Raw genomic sequence first — 21,818 nt, 5'->3', positions numbered from 1 at the left:
GGCGTCGAGCAGCCGGGCGGAGGCCTCGGCGACGACGACGAGCTTGCCGAGGGTGTCGGCGGGGTGGACGGCCCGGGCGGCGGCGGCCTGGTCGAGGGCCGCGAGGACGGCGGTGAGCAGCTGGCCCGGGTCGGCACTGTGCGCGGCGCCCCGGAAGCGCCGCCGGTCGCCCGCTCCGGCCCGGCCGGGGCGGGCACCGCGTCCGTCGGCCCGGTGGTGCGGGTCGGCGGCGTCGGCGAGCAGCACGGTGGGGTCGGGCGAGAAGCCGGGGCCGTGGCTGCGCCCGGCGACGACGGGGTGGGCGGCGCGGGCGGCCTTGGCCCGGTACTGGGCGGCGTCGGCGAGCCGGAAGAGCCGGTCGGGGGTGGTGACCGGGCCGATGGAGTCGCCGGTGGAGGCGACGCCGCAGGCGACGCCCTCGCCCTCGGACAGGGCGAGGGCCCGGGCGCAGAGCTCCTCGGCGACGGCGACGACCTCGTCGGCCTTCTGCCCTTCGGCGAGCAGGCAGAACTCGTCGCCGCCGAGGCGGGCGGCGAGGCTGCCGGGGAGTTTGGCCGCGGCGACCGAGAGCTGGTGGGCGAACCGTTCGAGCAGCCGGTCGCCCATTTCGTGGCCGAGCTGGTCGTTGACCCGCTTGAGGCCGTTGACGTCGCAGACGACGAGCGAGACCACGGTGTTGTCCCGGTTGTGCGCCGTCAGGGCGCTCTCCAGCCGGGTGTCGACGGCGCGCCGGTTGGCGAGGCCGGTGAGCGGGTCGGAGAAGGCTAGTTTGCGCAGGTCGGCGAGGCGTTCGGTCTGGGCGAGGCCGGCCGAGATCTGGGCCGCGAGCAGGGTCGCGTAGTCGGCGTCGGCGGCGGCGAACTCGGGCTTGCCGACGCTGCGGGCCAGGTACAGCTCGCCCCAGGCCTGCCCGTGCAGGACGATCGGGGCGACCACGCAGCAGGCGCGGCCGCGCCGGCGCAGCGCCGCGGCGCGTTCCTGGCAGTACGCGCCGGCGGTGGGGTGGGCGTACCCGGCGTGCGGTTCGGCGTTCTCGGCGGTCTGCAGCCAGGCCCGCGGGAGGCGCCCGGTGGTCCAGCGCTCCTCCAGATAGGTGACGATCTCGGGGAAGTCGGCGACGGGGTAGGACTCGTCCTCGGGCAGTTCCTCCTCGCCGGGCGCGAGCTCCCCGTGGTTGACCAGGACCCGGAGCCGGCCGGATTCGCGGTCCCAGACGGAGACGGCCGCCATGGTCGCCCCGAGCGCCTCGGTGGCGCGGGCGGCGGCGGCCCGGACGGCCTCCAGCGGGGTGAGCGCGCCGGCCATGTCCTGGGCCAGCTCGACCACGGACTGCAGCCGTAGGTCGGGCAGTTGGCCGGCCGGCTGCGGGCCGCCGCAGTCGCAGTCGCAGCCGCGGTCCGTCATGATCGCCTCACTGCTCACCGGCTCGCCTCGCTCCCTGTGCTCGGTCCTGCCGGACCCCCGACGGCGGCCGCACCCACCCGGCCGCTTTCACCAAGACTATGGCGGTTTCGTTCGGTTATGCCCCGTTTGCCGGGGCGGACCCGCAACCGGCCGTACGGGTTTCAACCGTTCGGCACCCCAAGCATCGGGACCGGCCCGGGGCCACGTCCTGGAAAAGGCCGGGGAAGGCCGGAAAGGCCCGGGAAAAGCCGGGAAGGGCACAGGAGAAGACCGGAAGGGGCCCGGAAGAGACCGGGAAGGGTCCGGGAGAGGCGTGAGAAGGGCCCGGGAGGGGCAGGGGCGGAGTCCTACTCCGGCTTCAGCCGCCGCGACAGCAGCCACGGCTCGACCAGCCCGAGCCCGCGCACCGGCCGGCGCCACATCGGCTGCAGGTGGAACCGGTGCCCGGCGTCCAGGCCCGGCACCGGCAGGCCCGAGGCGGGCATCCCGGCGGCGGCCGACAGCGCCTCGGCGAGGCCGGGGCCGTCCGCGTCCGGCGGGGCCACGCTGCCGTACTGCTCCAGCGCGGCGGCGAACTCGCCGTCGATCAGCACCGCGTCCTTGGGCGCGATCGAGGTGAGCCGGCTGGCCAGGTTCACGGTGGTGCCGAAGACGTCGCCCATCCGCGAGGTGACCGTGCCGAAGGCCATGCCGACCCGCAGCGCGGGGATGCTCTCGTCCTCGGCGAGGGCCTCGATCAGGCTGAGCGCGATCTCGGCGGCGGTGACCGGGTCCTCGGAGACGTAGAGGATCTCGTCGCCGAGGGTCTTGATGACCCGGCCGCCCTGCCCCGCGATCAGGTCCGAACAGGTGTTCTCGAAGGTCTCGACGAGTTCGCCGAGCTCCTCCTCCTCCAGCCGCCGCGACAGCCGGGTGAAGCCGACCAGGTCGGCGAAGCCCACGGCGAGGCGGCCGCTGGTGATCTCGTTGTCCTCGGCGGCCTGGACCACCCGGCCGGTGACGGCGGCGAGCTGGCGGCGCCAGACGTACACCAGGAACTGCTCCAGCTCCGGCAGCAGCAGCTCGACCAGCGGGTAGGCGACGTCGGCGCGGGTCAGGCCGGGTTCGACGGCCTGGGTGAGGTTCTCCAGGAAGGTGTCCATCTGCCAGCCGGCCAGCCGGGCGGTGGTCTGGCCGGTGGAGCGGGCCACCTGGATCGCCATCGACTCGCTGAGCAGGCCGGACTCGACCAGGCCGGCGAGCCGGCGCAGGGCGATCACGTCGCCGTCGGTGAGGGCCCGGGACTGACCGATGTCGGGGAAGCCCATGGCCCGCCAGAAGCGGGTCGCCAGCTCCATCGGGACGTCTGCGGCCCGCGCGGCCTGGTACGGGGTGTAGCGGCGTGGCGCGTCCAGGATCAGGCGTTCCAGTTCGAGCGCGACCGTGGGGTCGTGGGTCCCCGATGTCGCGCCGCTGCTGCCGTCCTCTGCCACCGGTCCGTCCCCGTGCGGTCGCCGCACTTGCCTCGTGTCCTGCCTGTCCGGGCGCGCCCGCCACCCGGCGGGCAGTGGCGCGCCTCACACCGCTGCCAGGTGGAATGTTCGCACGGAATCGCGTGATCCGGGGCATCAGCCCGGGTCAAGGAGAGGTGAAGAGTGCCGTTCAGCGGGGCTCGGGGCGCACGTGGACGACGTCCCCCGCGCCGACCGCCCGGCGTGCGCCGTCGGGGGTGCGGACCACCAGGCGGCCGTCGCCGTCGATCGCCACCGCCTCGCCGACCAGCTCCCGGTCGCCCGGCAGGTGCACCTTCACCTGGCGGCCGAGCGTGGTGCAGCGGTCCGCGTAGGCGCGGAGCAGCTCGCTGGTGTGCGGGTCGCCGGCGGCGGCCGTCCAGGTGCGGTACAGCCCGGCGAACTCGCGCAGCAGGGCGCGCAGCAGGGTGGACCGGTCGGTGACCTCGGCACCGGCCAGCGCGAGCGAGGCGGCGGTGGGGACGGGCAGCTCGGGCTCGCGCAGCGAGACGTTGATGCCGAGGCCGGCGACCACGGCGCCGCCGCTCAGCTCGGTGAGGATGCCGCCGAGCTTGCGCTCCGCGCCGTCGATCTCCACCTGGAGGTCGTTGGGCCACTTCAGCCCGACCTCGACCCCGGCGACCCGGCTCAGCGTGCTGGCGGTGGCCACCCCGACCAGGATCGGCAGCCAGCCGTAGCGTTCGACCGGCACCTCCTCGGGGCGCAGCAGGACGGACAGGAACAGCCCGGAGCGGGCCGGGGCGCTCCACTGGCGTTCCAGTCGGCCGCGCCCGGCGTTCTGCACCTCGGCGACCAGCACCGCGCCCTGCGGGGCGCCGGCCCGGGCGCGGGCGGCGAGGTCGTTGTTGGTGGAGCCGGTCTCGGCGACGACGTCCACCGAGGTCCAGAGCCCGTCCGGGACCAGCAGGTCGCGGCGCAGCGCGGCCTCGTCCAGCGGCGGGCGGTCCAGGTCGGTCCACGGCGACGGCCCGGCGTGGCCGAAACCGCGCAGTCCACTGCGGCGGGGGGAGTCGGGTGCGGTCATGGTCCAGAACACTAGGGCGTCCCCGGTCGCGTGGGGCGTAGGCCGCCCCATCGTCCCGCAGAACGCGCGTTGACACACTGTGTCGATGGCCATAACGCCAGGACATGACGTCCGGGCCGGTGCGCTGGCTACGCTACCCAACGGTAGTTCGCAGCGCCGCCCTGCCCTCATGCGCGGGCCCCCACTCCGGCCCGCGCGCACTCGAACAGGTCGCGGCCCATGGATCAGGGAGAGCCACCGGATGACCGAGGCGCCGTACGACCCCCACACCACCGCCGGCAAGCTCGCCGACCTGCGGCGCAGGCTCGACGAGGCGGTGCACTCCGGCTCCGCCGCGGCCGTGGAGAAGCAGCACGCCAAGGGCAAGCTGACGGCCCGCGAGCGGGTCGCGGAGCTGCTGGACGAGGGCTCCTTCGTCGAGTTCGACGAGTTCGCCCGGCACCGCTCGACGAACTTCGGGCAGGAGCGGAACCGCCCGTACGGCGACGGCGTGGTGACCGGCTACGGCACCGTGGACGGCCGCCAGGTTGCCGTCTTCGCCCAGGACTTCACCGTGTTCGGCGGCTCCCTGGGCGAGGTGTTCGGCGAGAAGATCGTCAAGGTGATGGACTTCGCGCTGAAGACCGGCTGCCCGGTCATCGGCATCAACGACTCCGGCGGCGCCCGGATCCAGGAGGGCGTGGTCTCGCTCGGCCTGTACGGCGAGATCTTCCGCCGCAACGTGCACGCCTCGGGCGTGATCCCGCAGATCTCGCTGATCATGGGCCCCTGCGCGGGCGGCGCGGTGTACTCCCCCGCGATCACCGACTTCGTGGTGATGGCCGACCGGACCTCGCACATGTTCATCACCGGCCCGGACGTGATCAAGACCGTGACCGGCGAGGACGTCGGCATGGAGGAGCTGGGCGGCGCCCGCACCCACAACAGCAAGTCCGGCAACGCGCACTACCTGGCCACCGACGAGAAGGAGGCCGTCGAGTACGTCAAGAGCCTGCTCTCGTACCTGCCCTCCAACAACCTGTCGGACCCGCCGTCCTACCCCGAGCAGGCGGACCTCACCGTCACCGACGAGGACCTCGAACTCGACACCATCGTGCCGGACTCGGCGAACCAGCCGTACGACATGCGCAAGGTGATCGAGCACATCGTCGACGACGGCGAGTTCCTGGAGACCCAGCCGCTGTACGCGGGCAACATCATCACCGGCTTCGGCCGGGTCGAGGGCCAGTCCGTCGGCATCGTCGGCAACCAGCCGATGGACCTGGCCGGCTGCCTGGACATCAACGCCAGCGAGAAGGCCGCCCGCTTCATCCGGACCTGCGACTCCTTCAACATCCCGGTGCTGACCTTCGTCGATGTGCCCGGCTTCCTGCCCGGCACCGAGCAGGAGTGGGACGGCATCATCCGCCGCGGCGCCAAGCTGATCTACGCCTACGCCGAGGCGACCGTCCCGCTGATCACCGTGATCACCCGCAAGGCCTTCGGCGGCGCGTACGACGTCATGGGCTCCAAGCACCTGGGTGCCGACCTCAACCTGGCCTGGCCGACCGCGCAGATCGCGGTGATGGGCGCGCAGGGCGCGGTCAACATCCTGCACCGGCGGGAGATCGCCGAGGCCGAGGCGGCGGGCGGTGCCGAGCAGAAGCGGGCCGAGCTGATCGCCTCGTACGAGGACACCCTGCTGAACCCGTACCTGGCGGCCGAGCGCGGCTACGTGGACGCGGTGATCCCGCCGAGCGAGACCCGCCGGCACATCGTCCGGGGTCTGCGGGCGCTGCGCGGCAAGCGCGAGGTGCTGCCGCCGAAGAAGCACGGCAACATCCCCCTGTAGGCCCTCGTCGGGAGAGAATGAGCCATGGCACCGATCCACGTGCTGCACGGGCAGCCGACCCCCGAGGAGCTCGCCGCCGTCCTGGCGGTGGTCCAGGCCCGGGCCGCCGCCGCGCAGGCCGCCGCCGAGGCGGCGCGCCGGGCCGGTGCCGGCCCGGCCGCCCCCTGGAACGACCGTTCCCGCCTGTTCCGCCAGGCCGTCCACCCGGGCGTCAACGCCTGGCGGACGTCCGGCTGGGCGAACTGATCCGCCCGGTGCGGAGTGGGGTTTTGGGCCCCCCGCCAAACCCCAGCCCCCCCCCGCCCCGGCGGCGCCCCCCCGGCCCCCCCCCGGGGCCTCCCCCCGGGGCGCACGCCGGCGGGCGCAATACCCCCCCCCGGGGCCGGTGGGTTAGCCCCCCCCGACCAACGCCCCACTCCGCACCCGTTCGGGCCCGTCCGCCCGGATTGCCCGAAAGCTGAGTACGGATACTCAGGCGCCCGGGGCCGGGCGCGGCGCACCCTGGACGTGTGCTCTGGTCAGACCCCCGCGACGAGCCCTCCCCGGAGGCCCGCCGGATGATGGAGCGGCTGCACCGGGCCGGCCGGGTGCTCGCCGCCCTCGCGATGGTGGCCGCCGTCCTCCTCCTGCTGTGACCGGCGCCCACCCGACTGCGGTGACCGCCGCTCACCCGACCGCCGCGACCGTCGTTCACCCGAACGGCGGACACCGGCACCCCCTACCCTGAGGGGCATGACCGACCAGCGCATCCTCGTCCTCGCCTCCGCCTCCCCCGCCCGCCTCGGACTGCTGCGCCAGGCGGGCCTCGACCCGCGCGTGGTGGTCAGCGGCGTCGACGAGGACGCGATCAGCGCCGCCACCCCGGCCGAACTCGCCCTGGTGCTGGCCGAGGCCAAGGCGAAGGCGGTCGCCGCCGCACTGACCGGCGGCGAGCTGGTGATCGGCTGCGACTCCGTCCTGGAGCTGGACGGCCAGGCCCTCGGCAAGCCCGCCGACGGCACCGAGGCGCTCGCCCGCTGGCAGTCGATGCGCGGCCGGGCCGGGGTGCTGCGCACCGGCCACTGCGTGATCGACACCGCGACCGGCCGGCAGTCCTCGGCGACCGCGTCCACCACCGTCCGCTTCGGCACCCCGGACGACGCCGAGATCGCCGCCTACGTGGCCTCCGGCGAGCCCCTGCACGTCGCCGGGGCGTTCACCCTGGACGGGCGCTCGGCGCCGTTCATCGAGGGCATCGACGGCGACCCGGGCAACGTCATCGGCCTCTCGCTGCCGCTGCTGCGCACCCTGCTCGCCGACCTGGACGTCCGGCTGGTCGACCTCTGGGCCTGACGGCCGGGACCGCAGGACGGCGGCGGCCCGCCGCCCGTTCCACCGTCGTTTGAGCCGGCCGCGCGAGAGTGTGTCCGATGCCACCGGGGCACCGGACAACGCCCGGTCACCCGCTGTGGATCCGGCCGGTTCGACCGCACCGGCCGCGACCTGCGGCGTCACCGGACGGGCGGTCGACGGGCCCCGGAAATTCATCACCGTCCGTGTGGGATAGTTCACAACCTGGGGCTACTCGCCGGTACCGCCCAGGAATCCATAAACTCGACCAGGTTCAAGAAGGGAGCCACAGTGCGCAAGGTGCTCATCGCCAACCGCGGGGAAATCGCCGTCCGCGTCGCCCGGGCCTGCTCGGACGCCGGTATCGCCAGCGTCGCCGTCTACGCCGAGCCGGACCGGGATGCGCTGCACGTCCGCGCGGCCGACGAGGCTTACGCGCTGGGTGGAGACACCCCCGGCACCAGTTACCTGGACATCGCCAAGGTCCTGAAGGCCGCAGCGGACTCCGGGGCCGACGCCGTCCACCCCGGCTACGGGTTCCTGTCGGAGAACGCCGACTTCGCCCAGGCCGTCCTCGACGCGGGCCTGACCTGGATCGGCCCGCCCCCGCAGGCCATCCGCGACCTCGGTGACAAGGTCACCGCCCGGCACGTGGCGCAGCGCGCCGGCGCGCCGCTGGTCGCCGGTACCCCGGACCCGGTCTCGGGTGCCGACGAGGTGGTCGTGTTCGCCCGGGAGCACGGCCTTCCGGTCGCCATCAAGGCGGCCTTCGGCGGCGGCGGCCGCGGCCTCAAGGTCGCCCGCACGCTGGAGGAGATCCCGGAGCTGTACGAGTCCGCGGTGCGCGAGGCCGTCGCCGCCTTCGGCCGCGGCGAGTGTTTCGTCGAGCGCTACCTGGACAACCCGCGGCACGTGGAGACCCAGTGCCTCGCGGACAAGCACGGCAACGTGGTGGTCGTCTCCACCCGTGACTGCTCGCTGCAGCGCCGGCATCAGAAGCTGGTCGAGGAGGCGCCCGCGCCGTTCCTGACCGCCGAGCAGAACGCCGAGCTGTACCGGGCGTCCAAGGCCATCCTGAAGGAGGCCGGCTACGAGGGCGCCGGAACCTGCGAGTTCCTGGTGGCGCTGGACGGCACGATCTCCTTCCTGGAGGTCAACACCCGGCTGCAGGTCGAGCACCCGGTCACCGAGGAGGTCACCGGACTCGACCTGGTCCGCGAGATGTTCCGGATCGCCGACGGCGAGGAACTGGGCTACGGCGACCCCGAGGTGCGCGGCCACTCGTTCGAGTTCCGCATCAACGGCGAGGACCCGGGCCGGGGCTTCCTGCCCGCGCCCGGCACCGTGACGCTGTTCGCGCCGCCGTCCGGCCCGGGCGTCCGGCTGGACTCCGGCGTGGAGACCGGCTCGGTCATCGGCCCGGCCTGGGACTCCCTGCTGGCCAAGCTGATCGTCTCCGGCCGGGACCGCAAGCAGGCCCTGGAGCGGGCCCGCCGCGCGCTGAACGAGTTCAAGGTGGAGGGCATGGCCACCGCCATCCCGTTCCACCAGGCGGTCGTCACCGACCCGGCGTTCGCGCCCGAGGTGCACGGCGGCGAGGGCCCGTTCACGATCTACACCCGGTGGATCGAGACCGAGTTCGACAACACCATCCCGCCGTTCGCGGGCGCGGCCGGCGACGGCGAGGAGGCCGAGGGCCGCGAGACCGTCGTGGTCGAGGTCGGCGGCAAGCGGATCGAGGTCTCGCTGCCGTCCTCGCTGGGCGTCTCGGCGGCCCCGGCGGCCGGTGCGGCGGGTGCCGCGAAGGCCAAGCGCCGGGTGGGCGCCAAGAAGGCCGGTTCGGCCGTCAGTGGTGACACCCTGGCCTCGCCGATGCAGGGCACCATCGTCAAGGTCGCCGTCGAGGAGGGCCGGGTCGTCGCCGAGGGCGAGCTGATCGTGGTCCTGGAGGCGATGAAGATGGAGCAGCCGCTGAACGCGCACAAGGCGGGCACCGTCGTCGGCCTCAAGGCCGAGGTGGGCGCGAGCGTCAGCAGCGGCGCCGCGCTGTGCGAGATCAAGGACTGACGCGCTCCCTGGAGCACCGGCCGGCCCGTACCCCCTCCGGGGGTGCGGGCCGGCCGCGTTCGCGCGGCGGTACGGGCCCTCAGCGCCCGCGCGGGAGGCCCAGCTCGGCCAGCCTGGCCGGCAGGCCGCCCGGACCGCCCGGACCGCCGTGCGCGCCCGGCCGGCGCTGGCCGGGCAGCGGGGCGCCGCCGGGGGGCGGGGCGGGGCGGCGCGCCAGCGGGCCGGGCTGGGTCTGGTGGACGGGCCCGCTGCCGGTGCCGTGCACCGGGGCGTCCCCGGTGGGGGCGGCGCCGAGCGGCGCCAGGTCGATCTGCACCCCGCAGTCGGCGATCGCGTCGAGTTGCCGGGCGGTGCCGTCGTCGGCGGTCGCCTGCTCGTCCGTGACCAGCCGGGTGATGTTCTCGGTGGGCACGGTCTGGAACATGGAGTCCGCGCCGAGCTTGGTGTGGTCGGCGAGGACGATGACCTCGTTGGCCGACTGCACCAGCGCCCGGTCCACGCTCGCGGACAGCATGTTGGCGGTGGACAGGCCCCGCTCGGCGGTCAGCCCGCTGCCGGAGATGAAGGCCTTGGAGACCCTCAGCCCGTGCAGGGACTGCTCGGCACCGCTGCCGACCAGCGCGTAGTTGGAACCTCGCAGGGTGCCGCCGGTCATCACCACCTCCACCCGGTTGGCGTGCGCCAGCGCCTGGGCGACCAGCAGCGAGTTGGTGACCACGGTGAGACCGGGCACCCTGGCCAGCCTGCGGGCCAGCTCCTGGGTGGTGGTGCCGGCGCCGACCACCACCGCGTCCCCCTCCTCCACCAGGCCGGCGGCGAGGTCGGCGATGGCGCTCTTCTCCGCCGCGGAGAGGTGGGTCTTCTGCGGGTAGCCGGGTTCGCGGCTGAAGCCGCCGGGGAGCACCGCGCCGCCGTGCCGGCGGTCGAGGAGCCCTTCTGCCTCCAGTGCCCGTACGTCGCGGCGCACGGTCACTTCGGAGGTCTGGACGACGCGGGCCAACTCCCGGAGCGAGACCGCTCCGTTGGCGCGCACCATTTCGAGGATCAACTGGCGACGTTCTGCTGCAAACACAGAACCGACGGTAACCTGCGTGACCGTCTGCTTTCAGGCGTTTGCAGCTAGTAGCTGGAATTGCTCACGCAAGAGCGGCGCGTGACCGTACAATACGCGCCGTCAGCAGCCCGGGGCTGCGCCCGCCGTCCGGGTGACGATCGCTCCTGCGCAAAAGGCGGCCGCCGATCGGCAGCCGCCCTCAACTGTGCGCCGGAGGCTCAGGATTCGCCCTCGACCCGCTTGCGGATGTGCAGCTGCCGGGCGGCCTCGGCGGTCGAGCCGGAGACCGACGGGTAGACGGTGAAGGCGCTGGCCACCTGTTCGACGGTCAGATTGGCGTCCACCGCGAGCGCGATCGGGTGGATGAGCTCGCTGGCCCGCGGGGCGACGACCACGCCGCCCACCACGATGCCGGTGCCCGGGCGGCAGAACAGCTTCACGAAGCCGTCCCGGATGCCCTGCATCTTCGCCCGCGGGTTGCCGCGCAGCGGCAGCTTGACCACGACCGCGTCCATCTTGCCGCACTCCACATCGGCCGCGGTGTAGCCGACGGTGGCGATCTCCGGGTCGGTGAAGACGTTGGAGGCGACGGTCTTCAGGTTCAGCGGCTGCACCGCGTCGCCGAGCGCGTGGTACATCGCGATCCGGCCCTGCATGGCCGCCACCGAGGCGAGCATGAAGACGCCGGTGCAGTCGCCGGCCGCGTAGACGCCCGGGGCGCTGGTGCGGGAGACCCGGTCGACCTGGATCTGGCCCCAGTCGTTGAGCTTGACCCCGGCCTCCTCCAGGCCCATCTGCGCGGTGTTGGGGATCGAGCCGACCGCCATCAGGCAGTGCGTGCCCTCGATCACCTTGCCGTCGGCGAGGGCCACCTCGACCCGGTCGCCGATCCGCTTGACGCTCTCGGCGCGCGAGCGGCCCATCACGTTCATGCCGCGGCGGCGGAAGACGTCCTCCAGCACCTCGGCGGCGTCCGGGTCCTCGCCCGGCAGCACCCGGTCACGGCTGGAGACCAGGGTGACCTTGGAGCCGAGCGCCTGATAGGCACCCGCGAACTCCGCGCCGGTCACACCGGAGCCGACCACGATCAGCTCGCGGGGCAGCTCCTCCAGGTCGTACACCTGGGTCCAGGTGAGGATCCGCTCGCCGTCCGGCTGGGCGTCCGGCAGCTCGCGGGGGTGGGCGCCGGTGGCGATCAGCACCGCGTCGGCGCGCAGCGACTGGACGGTGCCGTCCGGCGCGTCCACCAGCACCTCGCGGGAGCCGTCCACCGCCTGCCCGCCGCCGCCGAGCCGGCCGCGGCCGCGCAGCACGGTGACCCCGGCCCGGGTGACCGACTGGGTGATGTCGTGGGACTGCGCGATCGCCAGCCGCTTCACACGCCGGTTGACCTTGCCCAGGTCCACGCCGATGACCTTGGCCGCGTCCGCGGCCTCGTCCTGCGCGACGGTGATGCCCAGCTCCTCGTACGAGCTGTCGAAGGTGGTCATCACCTCCGCGGTCGCGATCAGGGTCTTCGACGGCACGCAGTCGGTGAGCACCGCCGATCCGCCCAGACCGTCGCGGTCGACGACGGTCACCTCCGCGCCGAGCTGCGCGGCCACCAGCGCAGCCTCGTAGCCGCCGGGTCCGCCACCGATGATCACGATCCGAGTCACGTGCACCATTGTCCCGCACGCCGGGAACGCCGCCACGCCGGGGTCCGGGCTTCTGTGCGATCGCCCAGTCGCCGCGGACCGTCCATCCACCGGGCTAGTCTTCCCCCCATGCCCCTTTACGCCGCGTATGCCACCAACCTCGATGCACGGCAGATGACCCGCCGCGCCCCGCACTCACCACTGCGCGGCACCGGGTGGCTGGACGGCTGGCGGCTCACCTTCGGCGGTGAACAGCTCGGCTGGGAGGGCTCGTTGGCCACCGTCGTCGAGGACGGGAAGGACCAGGTCTTCGTCTCGCTGTACGACGTCGCGCCGATGGACGAGGAGGGCCTGGACCGCTGGGAGGGCGTCCAGCTCGGCATCTACCGCAAGATCAAACTGCGCGCGCAGACCCTGGACGGCGACACCCCGGTCTGGACGTACGTGCTCAACGACTACGAGGGCGGCCTGCCCGCGGCCCGCTACCTCGGCCTGGTCGCCGACGCCGCGGAGAGCGCCGGCGCCCCGCACGACTACGTGATGGACCTGCGCCGCCGCCCCTGCTAGCCCTGGCCCACTAGCCCTGGCTCGCGGCCCAGCCGCGGGCCGTCTGCGCCAGCACCCCGGCCACCGCCGCGCGGCGGGCCGGCTCGGTGCGCAGCCCGTTGCCCAGCTCGACGTGCAGCCACGGCACGCCGAGCCCGGCCGCGAACCGGCCCTCGACGTTGGTGGTGCCCCCGAGCTGCCCGCACTTCTCCCGCCAGGCCCGGCAGGCCGCGTACCCGGCCTTCCCCAGCCCGGTGGCGGTCAGCTCGGCGGCCGGGCCCGGCCGGCCGGCGCCGCTGGAGACCACCGCGTCCTGCCCGGGCAGGCTGCCCTCGTCGAAGCCGTGCACCTGGATGCCGGGCAGGCCGCGCCCGGTGAGCGCCTCGACCACCGCCGCGAAGACCGTGTCGGCGCGGTGCGCGACGTCCGAGGCGCCGTCCGCCCCGGCCCGGCGGTGCGCCCCGGCGAGCACCAGCACCCCGCCCGGCGCGGCCCGGAAGAGGTCCACCCCGAGCGCCTCGGTACGGGCGTCCGAGACCGGGTGGGGCACCTGCACGGACCAGCCCGTCCGGGCCGAGAGGTCCAGGTAGACCCGGCCCCAGCCGCGGCCCTCGGCGTCCGTGCCGTCGGCGATCTCCGCCACCCGGCGGCCGGTCGCCGCCTCGGTGAACTCGGTGAGCCGGTAGCCGACCCGCGCCAGCGAGCGCCCGGCCTGCTCGGCCTGCCCGTCCAGCGCGCCGAGCACGCCGTCGGCGATCGCCCGGCGCTGCCCGGCGTCCGGCGCGGTGTACGGGCCGCCCGGGGTGAACCCGGCGGTGTACCCGTCGACCAGGGCCGCCAGGTCCACCGGGGCGGGCCCGGTCGGTCCGCTCCGGCCCGCCGGGGCGCCCGCCGCAGCGCCCGCCGCCGACGGCCGCTCGTCGGAGCCGCGCACGGCCAGCGTCAGCACCGCCGCGAGCGCCGCCAGCACCAGCAGCACCGCCGCCGACAGCAGCAACGGGCGTCGCGAACCCCGAGTCTCCATGGCCGTCGAACCTACCGTGCCGCCCGCCGCGGACCACCGGGGGCCGCCCGGGGCCGCGCACCACGCCCGGTTCGCGGAAAGAGATCCCTAAGCGGCATCCGATCGACACCGGAACGTGACAACTTTTCGAAATCTCCTTCGTACGCTGTTCCGGCTTGACCAACTCTTGATCAGTGCTTGACCGACGAGAAGGCCGGCGGACCTCCCGGGGACAGGTGCGCCGAGCCCCGAGAAGAACGAGGCCCCGTGAGCACGGCACCCAACCCGCCGCGACAGCACCGCTATCGCCGCCGGGCCGACATGCCGCTGCTGGGAGGCATCCGCCCGCCCATCGCGCTGCTGCTGGTGCTGCTGCTCGCCGTCGCCACCATCACCGCGCTCGCCGTCGGCGGGCTGCGCGTCGACGACACCCCGCAGGCCGTCCGGGAGTCCCACCAGTACGCCGCCGAGGACACCGCGGCCTCGCTGCGCGCCGGGCTGCACGAGAGCGCCACCGACCTGCGCCGGGCCGCCGCCCGCTACGACGCCGCGCCCGCCGAGCCGGCCGCGGTGCTGTCCGCGCTCGGCCAGGCGTACCACAAGTGGCGCGGCACGGCGGTGGTCCGCCCCGACACCGGCAGGCTGCTCGCCGCCCGCGGCGAGACCGTGCCGCTGGCCGGCCTCGACCTCAGCCGGGTCACCGACACCGCGCCCGCGCCCGTCCTGGTGCCCTCCGCCGCCGGCACCCGGCTGCTCACCTTCGCCCTGGTCGCCACCAAGGCCGACGGCCGCGCCCTGCTGGTCGCCTCCGACAACCTGCGGCTGCCCGGCATCGCGACCCGCAAGGAACAGACCATCCAGGTCCTCGACGCCGCCGGCGCCGTCCTGGACAGCACCGGCGCCGAACTCGGCGCCGAGGCCGACCGCGCCGTGGTCACCGGCGCCCGGGAGCGCGCCGCCCGCGAGCGCCCGGCCCCCGGCGGGACGGCCGCCGGCAGCCTGGCCGGCAGCCCGGACGCCAAGGGCGTGCGCCGGGTCGCCGGCTACGCCGCCGTCGGCGCCGCGGGCGGGCACGACCCGGCCGCCCCGCTCGGCCTGACCGTGGTCTCCACCAGCACCGTCGACGGCAAGCCCGGCAGCCTGCGCCACCCCGCGCTCGGTCTGGCCGCCGCCGGCGCGCTGCTCGCCCTGGCCCTGCTGCTCGCGTGGTACCTGAGCCGCAGCCTGCAGCGGCCGCTGCTGCGGCTGTTCCTGGAGTCCCGCCGGCTCACCCGCGGCGAACGGCTCGACCTGCCGGTCCGCGGCCCGAAGCGGAGGGAGGCCGGCCGGATCGCCCGCGCCCTGGAGGAGCTGCGGCTGCAACTCCTCGACCCGGCCCGCCCGCCGGCCCCCGCCGCGCCGAAGCGCCGCCCCGGCACCGCGCTGCCGCTGGCGCTGTGCGCCGTCCTGGTGCTCGGCTGGTCCGGCCCGCTGCTGTTCCTGGGCGGCAACGACCCGACCGTACGGGTCCCCACCCAGGTGGTGGCGGGCCAGCGCGACCGCACCGACACCGCCGCCGACCGGATCCGCCAGGCGCTCAACGAGGGCTACGCGGACCTGCGTTCGCTCGCCCCCGAACTCGCCGGCGCCTCCGTCGGCAAGGCCGACGCCCTGCTGCGCGCCACCCTCGCCGAGCACGACCGCTACCGCGCGCTGTACGTCCTCGGCGCGAACGGCGAGGTCCTCGCGCACGCCGGCGACACCCCGCACCGCACCGGCCCGCAGGCCCTCGGCGCGAGCGGCGTGCTGCTGCTCAACAGCTCCGGCCGGGAGCCCCGGATCGCCGCCCGCGCGGCCCTCACCGCCGCCCCCGCCGACGCGGAGGCGGAGGCGGAGGGCGCCGCCGAGCCGCCGGGGCCCGTGCTGATCGGCGAGTTCAAGACGGACTTCCTCAGCGCGCTGCTGGTCCGCCCCGGCCTCGGCCGGGTCTGGCTGGTCGACGACCGGCAGCGGGTGCTCGCCGCCAACGAGGGCTACAGCTCCTTCGGCGAGCTGCCCGAGGGCCGCGCCAGGGCCCTGCTGGCCCAGGCGAGGAAGTCGGCCGCCGCCGAGGTGCTGCGCGGCGGCGGCGACCCGGCGCTGTTCGCCGCCGCCCCGCTCGGCGGCAACGGCAGCGTGGCCAAGCTGGGCTGGTCGGTGGTCACCGCCCACCCGGTGGCCTGGCTGCACCTGGACGAGAACCGGGCCGACCGGCGGGCCGTGCTGGCCGGCATGCTCGGCCTGGCCGCGGCCGCGCTCTGCCTGGGCTGGCTGTTCATCGCGGTCGGCCTGCCGCTGCGCCGGCTCGCGGCGAGCGCCGAGGCGCTGGCCGCCGGGGACCGCCGGACGGTGCTCTACCCCGTCCACCACGACGAGGTCGGCGCCGTCGCCCGGAGCCTGGAGCTGATCCGCCAGGAGCTGGTCCGTCAGGAACCGGCCCGCCCCCGCCGCACCGCCGCCCCCGCGTCCGTCCCCGTGCCCGCGCACGCCCGCTGAGCCCCGCCCGAAGGACCTCCCGTGCTCTTCCTCTACGTCGTGCTGCTGGTGTGCTGCGCCGTGCTGCTGGTGGCCGGCATCGTCGAGCAGCGCCGGCACTTCGCCGCGCTGGAACAGATCCCGACCCGGGTGCTGGTCAACGGCATCCGCGGCAAGAGCTCGATCACCCGGCTCTGCGCGGGCGCGCTGCGCGGCGGCGGGCTGGTGACGGTCGCCAAGACCACCGGCACGGCGGCCCGGTTCATCCACCCGGACGCCACCGAGGAGCCGGTCTACCGCAAGTTCGGCATCGCCAACGTGGTCGAGCAGATCGGCATCGTCCGCCGCGCCGCCACCTACCGGCCGGACGCCCTGGTGATCGAGTGCATGGCCGTCATGCCGGCGCTCCAGGAGGTCAACCAGACCAAGCTGATCCGCTCCACCATCGGCGTGCTGTGCAACGTCCGTGAGGACCACCTCGCCGAGATGGGCCCGACCCTGGACGACGTCGCCCGCTCGCTGTCCCGCTCGATGCCGGTCGGCGGGGTGTGCGTCACCGCCGAGCAGGAGCGCGCGCACATCCTGCGCGCGGAGGCGGCCCGCCGCGACTGCGAACTGATCGTGGTGGACCCGGAGTCGGTCACCGACGAGGAGCTGCGCGGGTTCAGCTGGTTCACCTTCAAGGAGAACGTGGCGATCGCCCTGGCCGTCGCCGAACTCCTCGGCGTGGAGCGGCGGACCGCGCTGCAGGGCATGTGGGCGGCCCCGCCGGACCCGGGCGTGCTGTCCGTCGAGCGCTACCGCACCGAGGACGGCAAGCGGCTGCGCTTCGCCAACGTCTTCGCCGCCAACGACCCCGAGTCCACGCTGATGAACGTCCGCCAGCTGGAGGGCCTGGGCGCGATCCACCGCCCGCTCAACGTGGTGATCAACTGCCGCCCGGACCGGGTGGAGCGCAACGGCCAGATGGGCCAGATCGTGCCCGAGCTCGACCCGGACACCGTGTTCCTGATCGGCCACCCCACCAGGAGCGCCCGGGACGGCATCCCCGCCGGGTGGTCCGGCCGGGTGGTCGACCTCGGCGGCGACAAGCGCGACCCGGCCCGGCTCACCTCCGACCTGCTGGCCGAACTCGGGCCGGACTCCTCGCTGGTGGCCGTCGGCAACATCCACGGCCAGGGCGAACTGTTCCTGGAGGAGCTGGCCCGGCTCGCCCCCGACGAGGCCCCGGACGCGCCCGACGCCCCCGAACTCCCGTACCACGAGCCCGAACCGCTCTACCCCGAGCCGGTGTACGACTCCGCGTACCAGCCCGTCCACCACCCCGAACCGCTCCCCGACTCCTGGTTCGAGCCCCACCACCACACCCCCCACCACGGAGACCAGCAGTGATCCCCACCGAGCTCACCCCCGAGATCGCCGCCATCGGCATCGCGCTCGGCCTGGTCTTCTCACTCGTCTGCTACCTGACCACCAACCTCTCCCCCGGCGGCATGATCACCCCCGGCTGGCTGGCCCTCACCCTGGTCGAGGACCTCCAGCGGGTGGCCATCGTGATCGGCGTGACGGTGCTGACCTACCTCGCCACCCGGGTGGTCCAGAAGCTGGTGATCCTGTACGGCAAGCGGCTGTTCGCCGCCGTGGTGCTGATCGGCGTGCTGCTGCAGGCCACCGTGATGCTGGTCCTCCAGCGCGAACTGCCCACCCTGTACGCCAACCAGACGCTCGGGTTCATCGTCCCCGGCCTGATCGCCTACCAGCTGGTCCGCCAGCCCCGGGCGGCCACCCTGATGGCCACCAGCACGGTGACGCTCGCCAACTACGTGGTCCTCACCGCCGGCGTCCTGCTCGGCGCCCTGCCCGGCACCTGATCCCCCCGTTCAGGAACCCCCGCCAGGAATCCCCGCAGGAACCCCCAGGAAGACCCCCCGATGCCCGTCACCCGCAAGTCCCTGCTCAGCGGCGGCCTCGCCGTGGCCCTGCTGGCCGCCAGCGGCTACCTCACCGTCCAGCTGCGCGACCGCGACCACGACCGGCCGTCGGACCCGGGCGGCGGCGCGCCGCTGATCACCAGCGCCGCCGTGCCGAGCCCCGCCCAGGGCACCGCCGCCGAGTACCGCTACGAGCGGCTGGGCGGACCCGACCGCACGGTGGTCCGGGACGCCCGCGGCGGCGTGGTCGCCACCCTGACCGACAGCGCCCGCACCGCCGTCCTGGCCGGCCCGAGCCGCACCTTCGCCGAGCCGGGCACCACCACGGCCACCGTGGTGACCGACACCTGGGTCCGGCTGATGCCGCAGCCGTGGCGGCCGGGCGCCGAGCAGGAGGGCTGGTTCCGCACCTGGTTCCAGCAGTCGCTCGGCTCCACCGCGGACGACGTGCTGGCGGTGGCCACCCAGTACCTGGCCGGCGCGGCGCCGGAGAAGGACGCCAAGGGCGTGCGGTTCAAGGGCGACGCCTCCTTCGGCCCGCTCAACCCGAACGGTTCGGTGGGCAACGACCTGCGGCTGGAGCAGACCGACTTCCTCGACTACCTCGGCGTTCCGTACACGTTCGCCGACAAGGTGGCCAAACAGCCGGACAGGACCCGGTACGGCGCCTTCGACTGCTCCGGGTACGTCCGGATGGTCTACGGCTACCGCTCCGGTTACCCGCTGCTCTCCAAGGACGTGGCCGGCCCCGGCCTGCCGCGCAGCGCCAACGGCCTGGCCCGGGTCGGCCCGGGCGTCCCGGTGCTGCCGCTGACCACCGCGCCGGGCTCGGACACCACCCTGCGGCCGGCCTCGATCGACCCGCTCCAGCCCGGCGACCTGGTGTTCTTCGAGATCGACGCCCGCACCGGCGCCCGGCTCGACCACACCGGCATCTATCTGGGCCTGGACACCGACGGCCACCCCCGGTACATCTCCAGCCGGGAGGAGGCGGACGGCCCGACCTTCGGCGACAAGGGCGGCACCGCGCGGCTGGACGACAACGGCCTGTACGCGAAGGGGCTGCGCAGCGCGAAGCGGCTCTGAACCCGGGCCCGGCCCGCACCGCCTGCGGTTCGACCCCGCACCGACCTCGCACCGACCCCGCACCGACTTGTACGTACCGACGAGCGACGTCACCCGAAAGGCGCCACCGAGCTGTGCTTTCGGGTCAACCGGGTAACGATCCGGCATGCCGCGCCGGATTTTCTACGCGCGTAGTCGAATCCCGTCTATCCTCGGAGCCGTGAACGCATCTCCTCAGTCGGTCGTCTCCGCCGACCCCTACGCCGCCGCCCAGGCCGCCGCCGAGCGCCTGCGCGAGCTGACCGGTGCCGAGCGGCACGACGTCGCCCTGGTGATGGGCTCCGGCTGGGTGCCGGCCGCCGACGCCCTGGGCGAGACCGTGGCCGAGTTCCCGGTCACCGAGCTCCCGGGCTTCCCCGCCCCCGCCGTCGCCGGCCACGCCGGCACGATCCGCTCGGTGAAGATCGGCGACAAGCGCGCCCTGATCTTCCTCGGCCGCAACCACTACTACGAGGGCCACGGCGTGGCCACCGTCGTCCACGGCGTGCGCACCGCCGCCGCGGCCGGCTGCGGCATCATCGTGCTGACCAACGGCTGCGGCGGTCTGCGCGAGGGCTGGGTCCCCGGCCAGCCGGTCCTGATCAGCGACCACATCAACCTGACCGCGGACTCCCCGATCGTCGGCGCCAACTTCGTCGACCTCACCGACCTGTACTCCAAGCGCCTGCGCGCGCTCTGCCACGAGGTGGACCCGAGCCTGGACGAGGCCGTCTACGTCCAGTTCCGCGGCCCGCACTACGAGACCCCGGCCGAGGTCAACATGGCCCGGGTGATCGGCGGCGAGCTGGTCGGCATGTCCACCACCCTGGAGGCCATCGCCGCCCGCGAGGCCGGCTCCGAGGTGCTCGGCATCTCGCTGGTCACCAACCTGGCCGCCGGCATCACCGGCGAGCCGCTCAACCACGCCGAGGTGCTGGAGGCCGGCAAGGCCTCCGCCGAGCGCATGGGCGAGCTGCTCGCGAAGGTCCTTGAGCGGATCTGACGCCCGGCTGGCGCACAATCATGAGCGACGGGGCCCTCGGCCGTGATCCCCTGATCACGCCCCGCGGGCCCCGTCCGCATGTGCCCACCCCTTCTTTGCGGAACCCTCCGGCCGACCAACCGACGCACTTCCCGATGGAGCAGGCAGCCATGACGCAGGCAACCACCACCGACCTCCTCGCCCGGGCCCGAACCTGGCTGGCCGAGGACCCCGACCCGCAGACCCGCGAGGAGCTGACCGCCCTGCTCGCCCGGGCCGAGGACCCGGCGGCCGAGACGGACGGCAAGCTCGCCTGGTCGGACCTCGCCGAGCGCTTCGCCGACCGGCTCCAGTTCGGCACCGCCGGCCTGCGCGGCGAACTGGGCGCGGGCCCGATGCGGATGAACCGCGCCGTGGTGATCCGGGCCGCCGCCGGCCTGGTCGCCTACGTCAAGCAGCAGAACCTGGGCGACCTGGTCGTGATCGGCTACGACGCCCGCCACAAGTCCTACGACTTCGCCCGGGACACCGCCGCCGTGGTGGTCGGCGCCGGCCTGCGCGCCGCGCTGCTGCCGCGCCCGCTGCCGACCCCGGTGCTCGCCTTCGCCGTCCGCCACCTGGGCGCGGCCGCCGGCGTCACCGTGACCGCCAGCCACAACCCGCCGCAGGACAACGGCTACAAGGTCTACCTGGGCGACGGCTCGCAGATCGTCCCGCCGGCCGACGCCGGGATCGCCGCCGAGATCGACGCGATCAGCTCGCTCCACGACGTCCCGCGCGCCGAGGACGGCTGGGAGGTGCTCGGCGAGGACGTCATCGAGGCCTACCTGGCCCGGGCCGTCTCGATCGTCGACGAGCACAGCCCGCGCAACCTCGACGTCGTCTACACCCCGATGCACGGCGTCGGCCGCGACACCCTGGTCGCCGCCTTCCGCCGGGCCGGCTTCCCGGCGCCCACCGTCGTCGCCGAGCAGGCCGAGCCCGACCCGGACTTCCCGACCGTGGCCTTCCCCAACCCGGAGGAGCCGGGGGCGATGGACCTCGCCTTCCGCACCGCCGCCTCGGTCGGCCCCGACATCGTGATCGCCAACGACCCGGACGCCGACCGCTGCGCGGTGGCCGTCCCGGTCCTCGCCAACGCGGCCGGCAGCGGCAACGGCACCTCCGGCTGGCGGATGCTGCGCGGCGACGAGGTCGGCGCGCTGCTCGGCGCGGCCCTGGTCGCCAAGAAGGCCGAGGGCGTCTTCGCCACCACCATCGTCTCCGCCACCCTGCTGGGCCGGATCGCCGAGGCCGCCGGCCTGGGCTACGCCGAGACGCTGACCGGCTTCAAGTGGCTCGCCCGCGCCGAGGGCCTGCGCTACGGCTACGAGGAGGCGCTCGGCTACTGCGTCGACCCGCAGGGCGTCCGGGACAAGGACGGCATCACCGCCGCCCTGCTGGTCGCCGAACTGGCCGCCACCCTCAAGACGTCCGGCCGCACCCTGACCGACCTGCTGGACGACCTGGCGCTGGAGCACGGCCTGCACGCCACCGACCAGCTGTCCGTCCGCGTGCAGGACCTCTCGCTGATCGCCGACGCCATGCGCCGGCTGCGCGAGCAGCCGCCGACCGTCCTGGCCGGCCTCCGGGTCACCCGCGCGGACGACCTGTCGACGGGCTCCGCCGAGCTGCCGCCCACCGACGGCCTGCGCTACTACCTGGCCGGCGAGGCCGTCCGCTCGGCCCGCATCGTGGTCCGCCCGTCCGGCACCGAGCCCAAGCTCAAGTGCTACCTGGAGGTCGTCCTCCCGGTCGCCACCGCCGCCGACCTCACCGCCACCCGCGAGCGGGCCGCCGAGCTGCTCGAAGCGGTCAAGCGCGACCTGGCCGAGGCCGCGGGCATCGCCGTCTGACGCCCGC

17 protein-coding genes and 1 pseudogene are annotated in these 21,818 nt (G+C 74.4%); 12 read left to right on the top strand and 6 right to left on the bottom strand.

Annotated features, from left to right (window positions below; all coding sequences use genetic code 11):
• Positions 1-168: 168 nt before the first annotated feature.
• The 3 genes and pseudogenes from ACFWPI_RS23520 to ACFWPI_RS23510 form a co-directional block, all read right to left on the bottom strand.
• A pseudogene (locus ACFWPI_RS23520) lies at positions 169-1,305 on the bottom strand (diguanylate cyclase domain-containing protein); the annotation flags it as partial.
• Between the two features lie 446 nt (positions 1,306-1,751).
• Positions 1,752-2,876, bottom strand: a complete 1,125-nt coding sequence (locus ACFWPI_RS23515) for an adenylate/guanylate cyclase domain-containing protein (RefSeq protein ID WP_063349085.1) — start codon at positions 2,874-2,876, stop codon at positions 1,752-1,754.
• Between the two features lie 169 nt (positions 2,877-3,045).
• A complete protein-coding gene (locus tag ACFWPI_RS23510; protein ID WP_063351348.1) occupies positions 3,046-3,939 on the bottom strand; it encodes a biotin--[acetyl-CoA-carboxylase] ligase in 894 nt (297 codons plus the stop codon).
• Positions 3,940-4,180: 241 nt separating this feature from the next.
• On the opposite strand from ACFWPI_RS23510, the gene ACFWPI_RS23505 reads away from it, so the two are divergent.
• The 5 genes from ACFWPI_RS23505 (at position 4,181) to ACFWPI_RS23485 (ending at position 9,166) form a co-directional block, all read left to right on the top strand.
• On the top strand, positions 4,181-5,770 hold the full coding sequence (locus tag ACFWPI_RS23505) for an acyl-CoA carboxylase subunit beta (RefSeq protein WP_063349084.1): 1,590 nt from the start codon (positions 4,181-4,183) through the stop codon (positions 5,768-5,770).
• Positions 5,771-5,794: 24 nt separating this feature from the next.
• Positions 5,795-6,016 (top strand): acyl-CoA carboxylase epsilon subunit, encoded by a 222-nt coding sequence (locus ACFWPI_RS23500; protein ID WP_380379589.1) that lies wholly within the window; start codon positions 5,795-5,797, stop codon positions 6,014-6,016.
• A 263-nt stretch (positions 6,017-6,279) separates the two neighbouring features.
• Positions 6,280-6,405 carry a morphogenic membrane protein MmpB gene (gene mmpB / locus ACFWPI_RS23495; protein WP_279634918.1) on the top strand — a complete coding sequence of 42 codons (126 nt, stop codon included), beginning with the start codon at positions 6,280-6,282 and terminating at the stop codon, positions 6,403-6,405.
• Positions 6,406-6,502: 97 nt separating this feature from the next.
• On the top strand, positions 6,503-7,102 hold the full coding sequence (locus tag ACFWPI_RS23490) for a nucleoside triphosphate pyrophosphatase (RefSeq protein ID WP_380381035.1): 600 nt from the start codon (positions 6,503-6,505) through the stop codon (positions 7,100-7,102).
• Positions 7,103-7,390: 288 nt separating this feature from the next.
• A complete protein-coding gene (locus ACFWPI_RS23485; RefSeq protein WP_380381033.1) occupies positions 7,391-9,166 on the top strand; it encodes an acetyl/propionyl/methylcrotonyl-CoA carboxylase subunit alpha in 1,776 nt (591 codons plus the stop codon).
• A 79-nt stretch (positions 9,167-9,245) separates the two neighbouring features.
• Here ACFWPI_RS23485 and ACFWPI_RS23480 read toward each other — a convergent pair whose 3' ends face one another.
• Together ACFWPI_RS23480 and ACFWPI_RS23475 are read right to left on the bottom strand one after the other, a co-directional pair.
• Positions 9,246-10,202, bottom strand: a complete 957-nt coding sequence (locus tag ACFWPI_RS23480; RefSeq protein WP_380336068.1) for a DeoR/GlpR family DNA-binding transcription regulator — start codon at positions 10,200-10,202, stop codon at positions 9,246-9,248.
• A 236-nt stretch (positions 10,203-10,438) separates the two neighbouring features.
• On the bottom strand, positions 10,439-11,887 hold the full coding sequence (locus tag ACFWPI_RS23475; RefSeq protein ID WP_380370273.1) for an NAD(P)H-quinone dehydrogenase: 1,449 nt from the start codon (positions 11,885-11,887) through the stop codon (positions 10,439-10,441).
• Positions 11,888-11,986: 99 nt separating this feature from the next.
• Here ACFWPI_RS23475 and ACFWPI_RS23470 point away from each other — a divergent pair, with 99 nt between their 5' ends.
• Positions 11,987-12,424, top strand: coding sequence for a gamma-glutamylcyclotransferase (locus ACFWPI_RS23470; RefSeq protein WP_063349076.1), 438 nt, complete (start codon positions 11,987-11,989; stop codon positions 12,422-12,424).
• A gap of 10 nt (positions 12,425-12,434) precedes the next feature.
• On the opposite strand, the gene ACFWPI_RS23465 is transcribed toward ACFWPI_RS23470, so the two are convergent.
• A complete protein-coding gene (locus ACFWPI_RS23465) occupies positions 12,435-13,427 on the bottom strand; it encodes a hypothetical protein (protein ID WP_380370271.1) in 993 nt (330 codons plus the stop codon).
• A gap of 246 nt (positions 13,428-13,673) precedes the next feature.
• Between ACFWPI_RS23465 and ACFWPI_RS23460 the strand changes: the two genes are divergently transcribed.
• The 6 genes from ACFWPI_RS23460 (at position 13,674) to ACFWPI_RS23435 (ending at position 21,811) form a co-directional block, all read left to right on the top strand.
• Positions 13,674-15,920: a HAMP domain-containing protein gene (locus ACFWPI_RS23460; RefSeq protein WP_380370269.1), complete on the top strand. Its 2,247-nt coding sequence runs from the start codon at positions 13,674-13,676 to the stop codon at positions 15,918-15,920.
• A gap of 21 nt (positions 15,921-15,941) precedes the next feature.
• Positions 15,942-17,291: a poly-gamma-glutamate synthase PgsB gene (gene pgsB, locus ACFWPI_RS23455; RefSeq protein ID WP_380370263.1), complete on the top strand. Its 1,350-nt coding sequence runs from the start codon at positions 15,942-15,944 to the stop codon at positions 17,289-17,291.
• On the top strand, positions 17,288-17,770 hold the full coding sequence (locus ACFWPI_RS23450) for a poly-gamma-glutamate biosynthesis protein PgsC/CapC (protein ID WP_063349074.1): 483 nt from the start codon (positions 17,288-17,290) through the stop codon (positions 17,768-17,770). The genes pgsB and ACFWPI_RS23450 overlap by 4 nt, the downstream gene beginning before the upstream one ends.
• A 60-nt stretch (positions 17,771-17,830) precedes the next feature.
• On the top strand, positions 17,831-18,916 hold the full coding sequence (locus tag ACFWPI_RS23445) for an NlpC/P60 family protein (protein WP_380370259.1): 1,086 nt from the start codon (positions 17,831-17,833) through the stop codon (positions 18,914-18,916).
• 199 nt (positions 18,917-19,115) lie between these two features.
• Positions 19,116-19,937, top strand: coding sequence for a purine-nucleoside phosphorylase (locus ACFWPI_RS23440; RefSeq protein ID WP_063349072.1), 822 nt, complete (start codon positions 19,116-19,118; stop codon positions 19,935-19,937).
• A gap of 149 nt (positions 19,938-20,086) precedes the next feature.
• Entirely contained in the window at positions 20,087-21,811 is a 1,725-nt protein-coding gene (locus tag ACFWPI_RS23435; RefSeq protein WP_380370256.1) for a phospho-sugar mutase, read from the top strand.
• The last annotated feature ends 7 nt before the right edge of the window (positions 21,812-21,818 follow it).

The sequence above is a fragment of the Kitasatospora sp. NPDC058492 genome, from assembly GCF_042720685.1.
Lineage (GTDB): Bacteria > Actinomycetota > Actinomycetes > Streptomycetales > Streptomycetaceae > Kitasatospora.
Note: the sequence above shows the minus strand (reverse complement) of the source record. Positions and strands in the feature narration are given on the sequence as shown.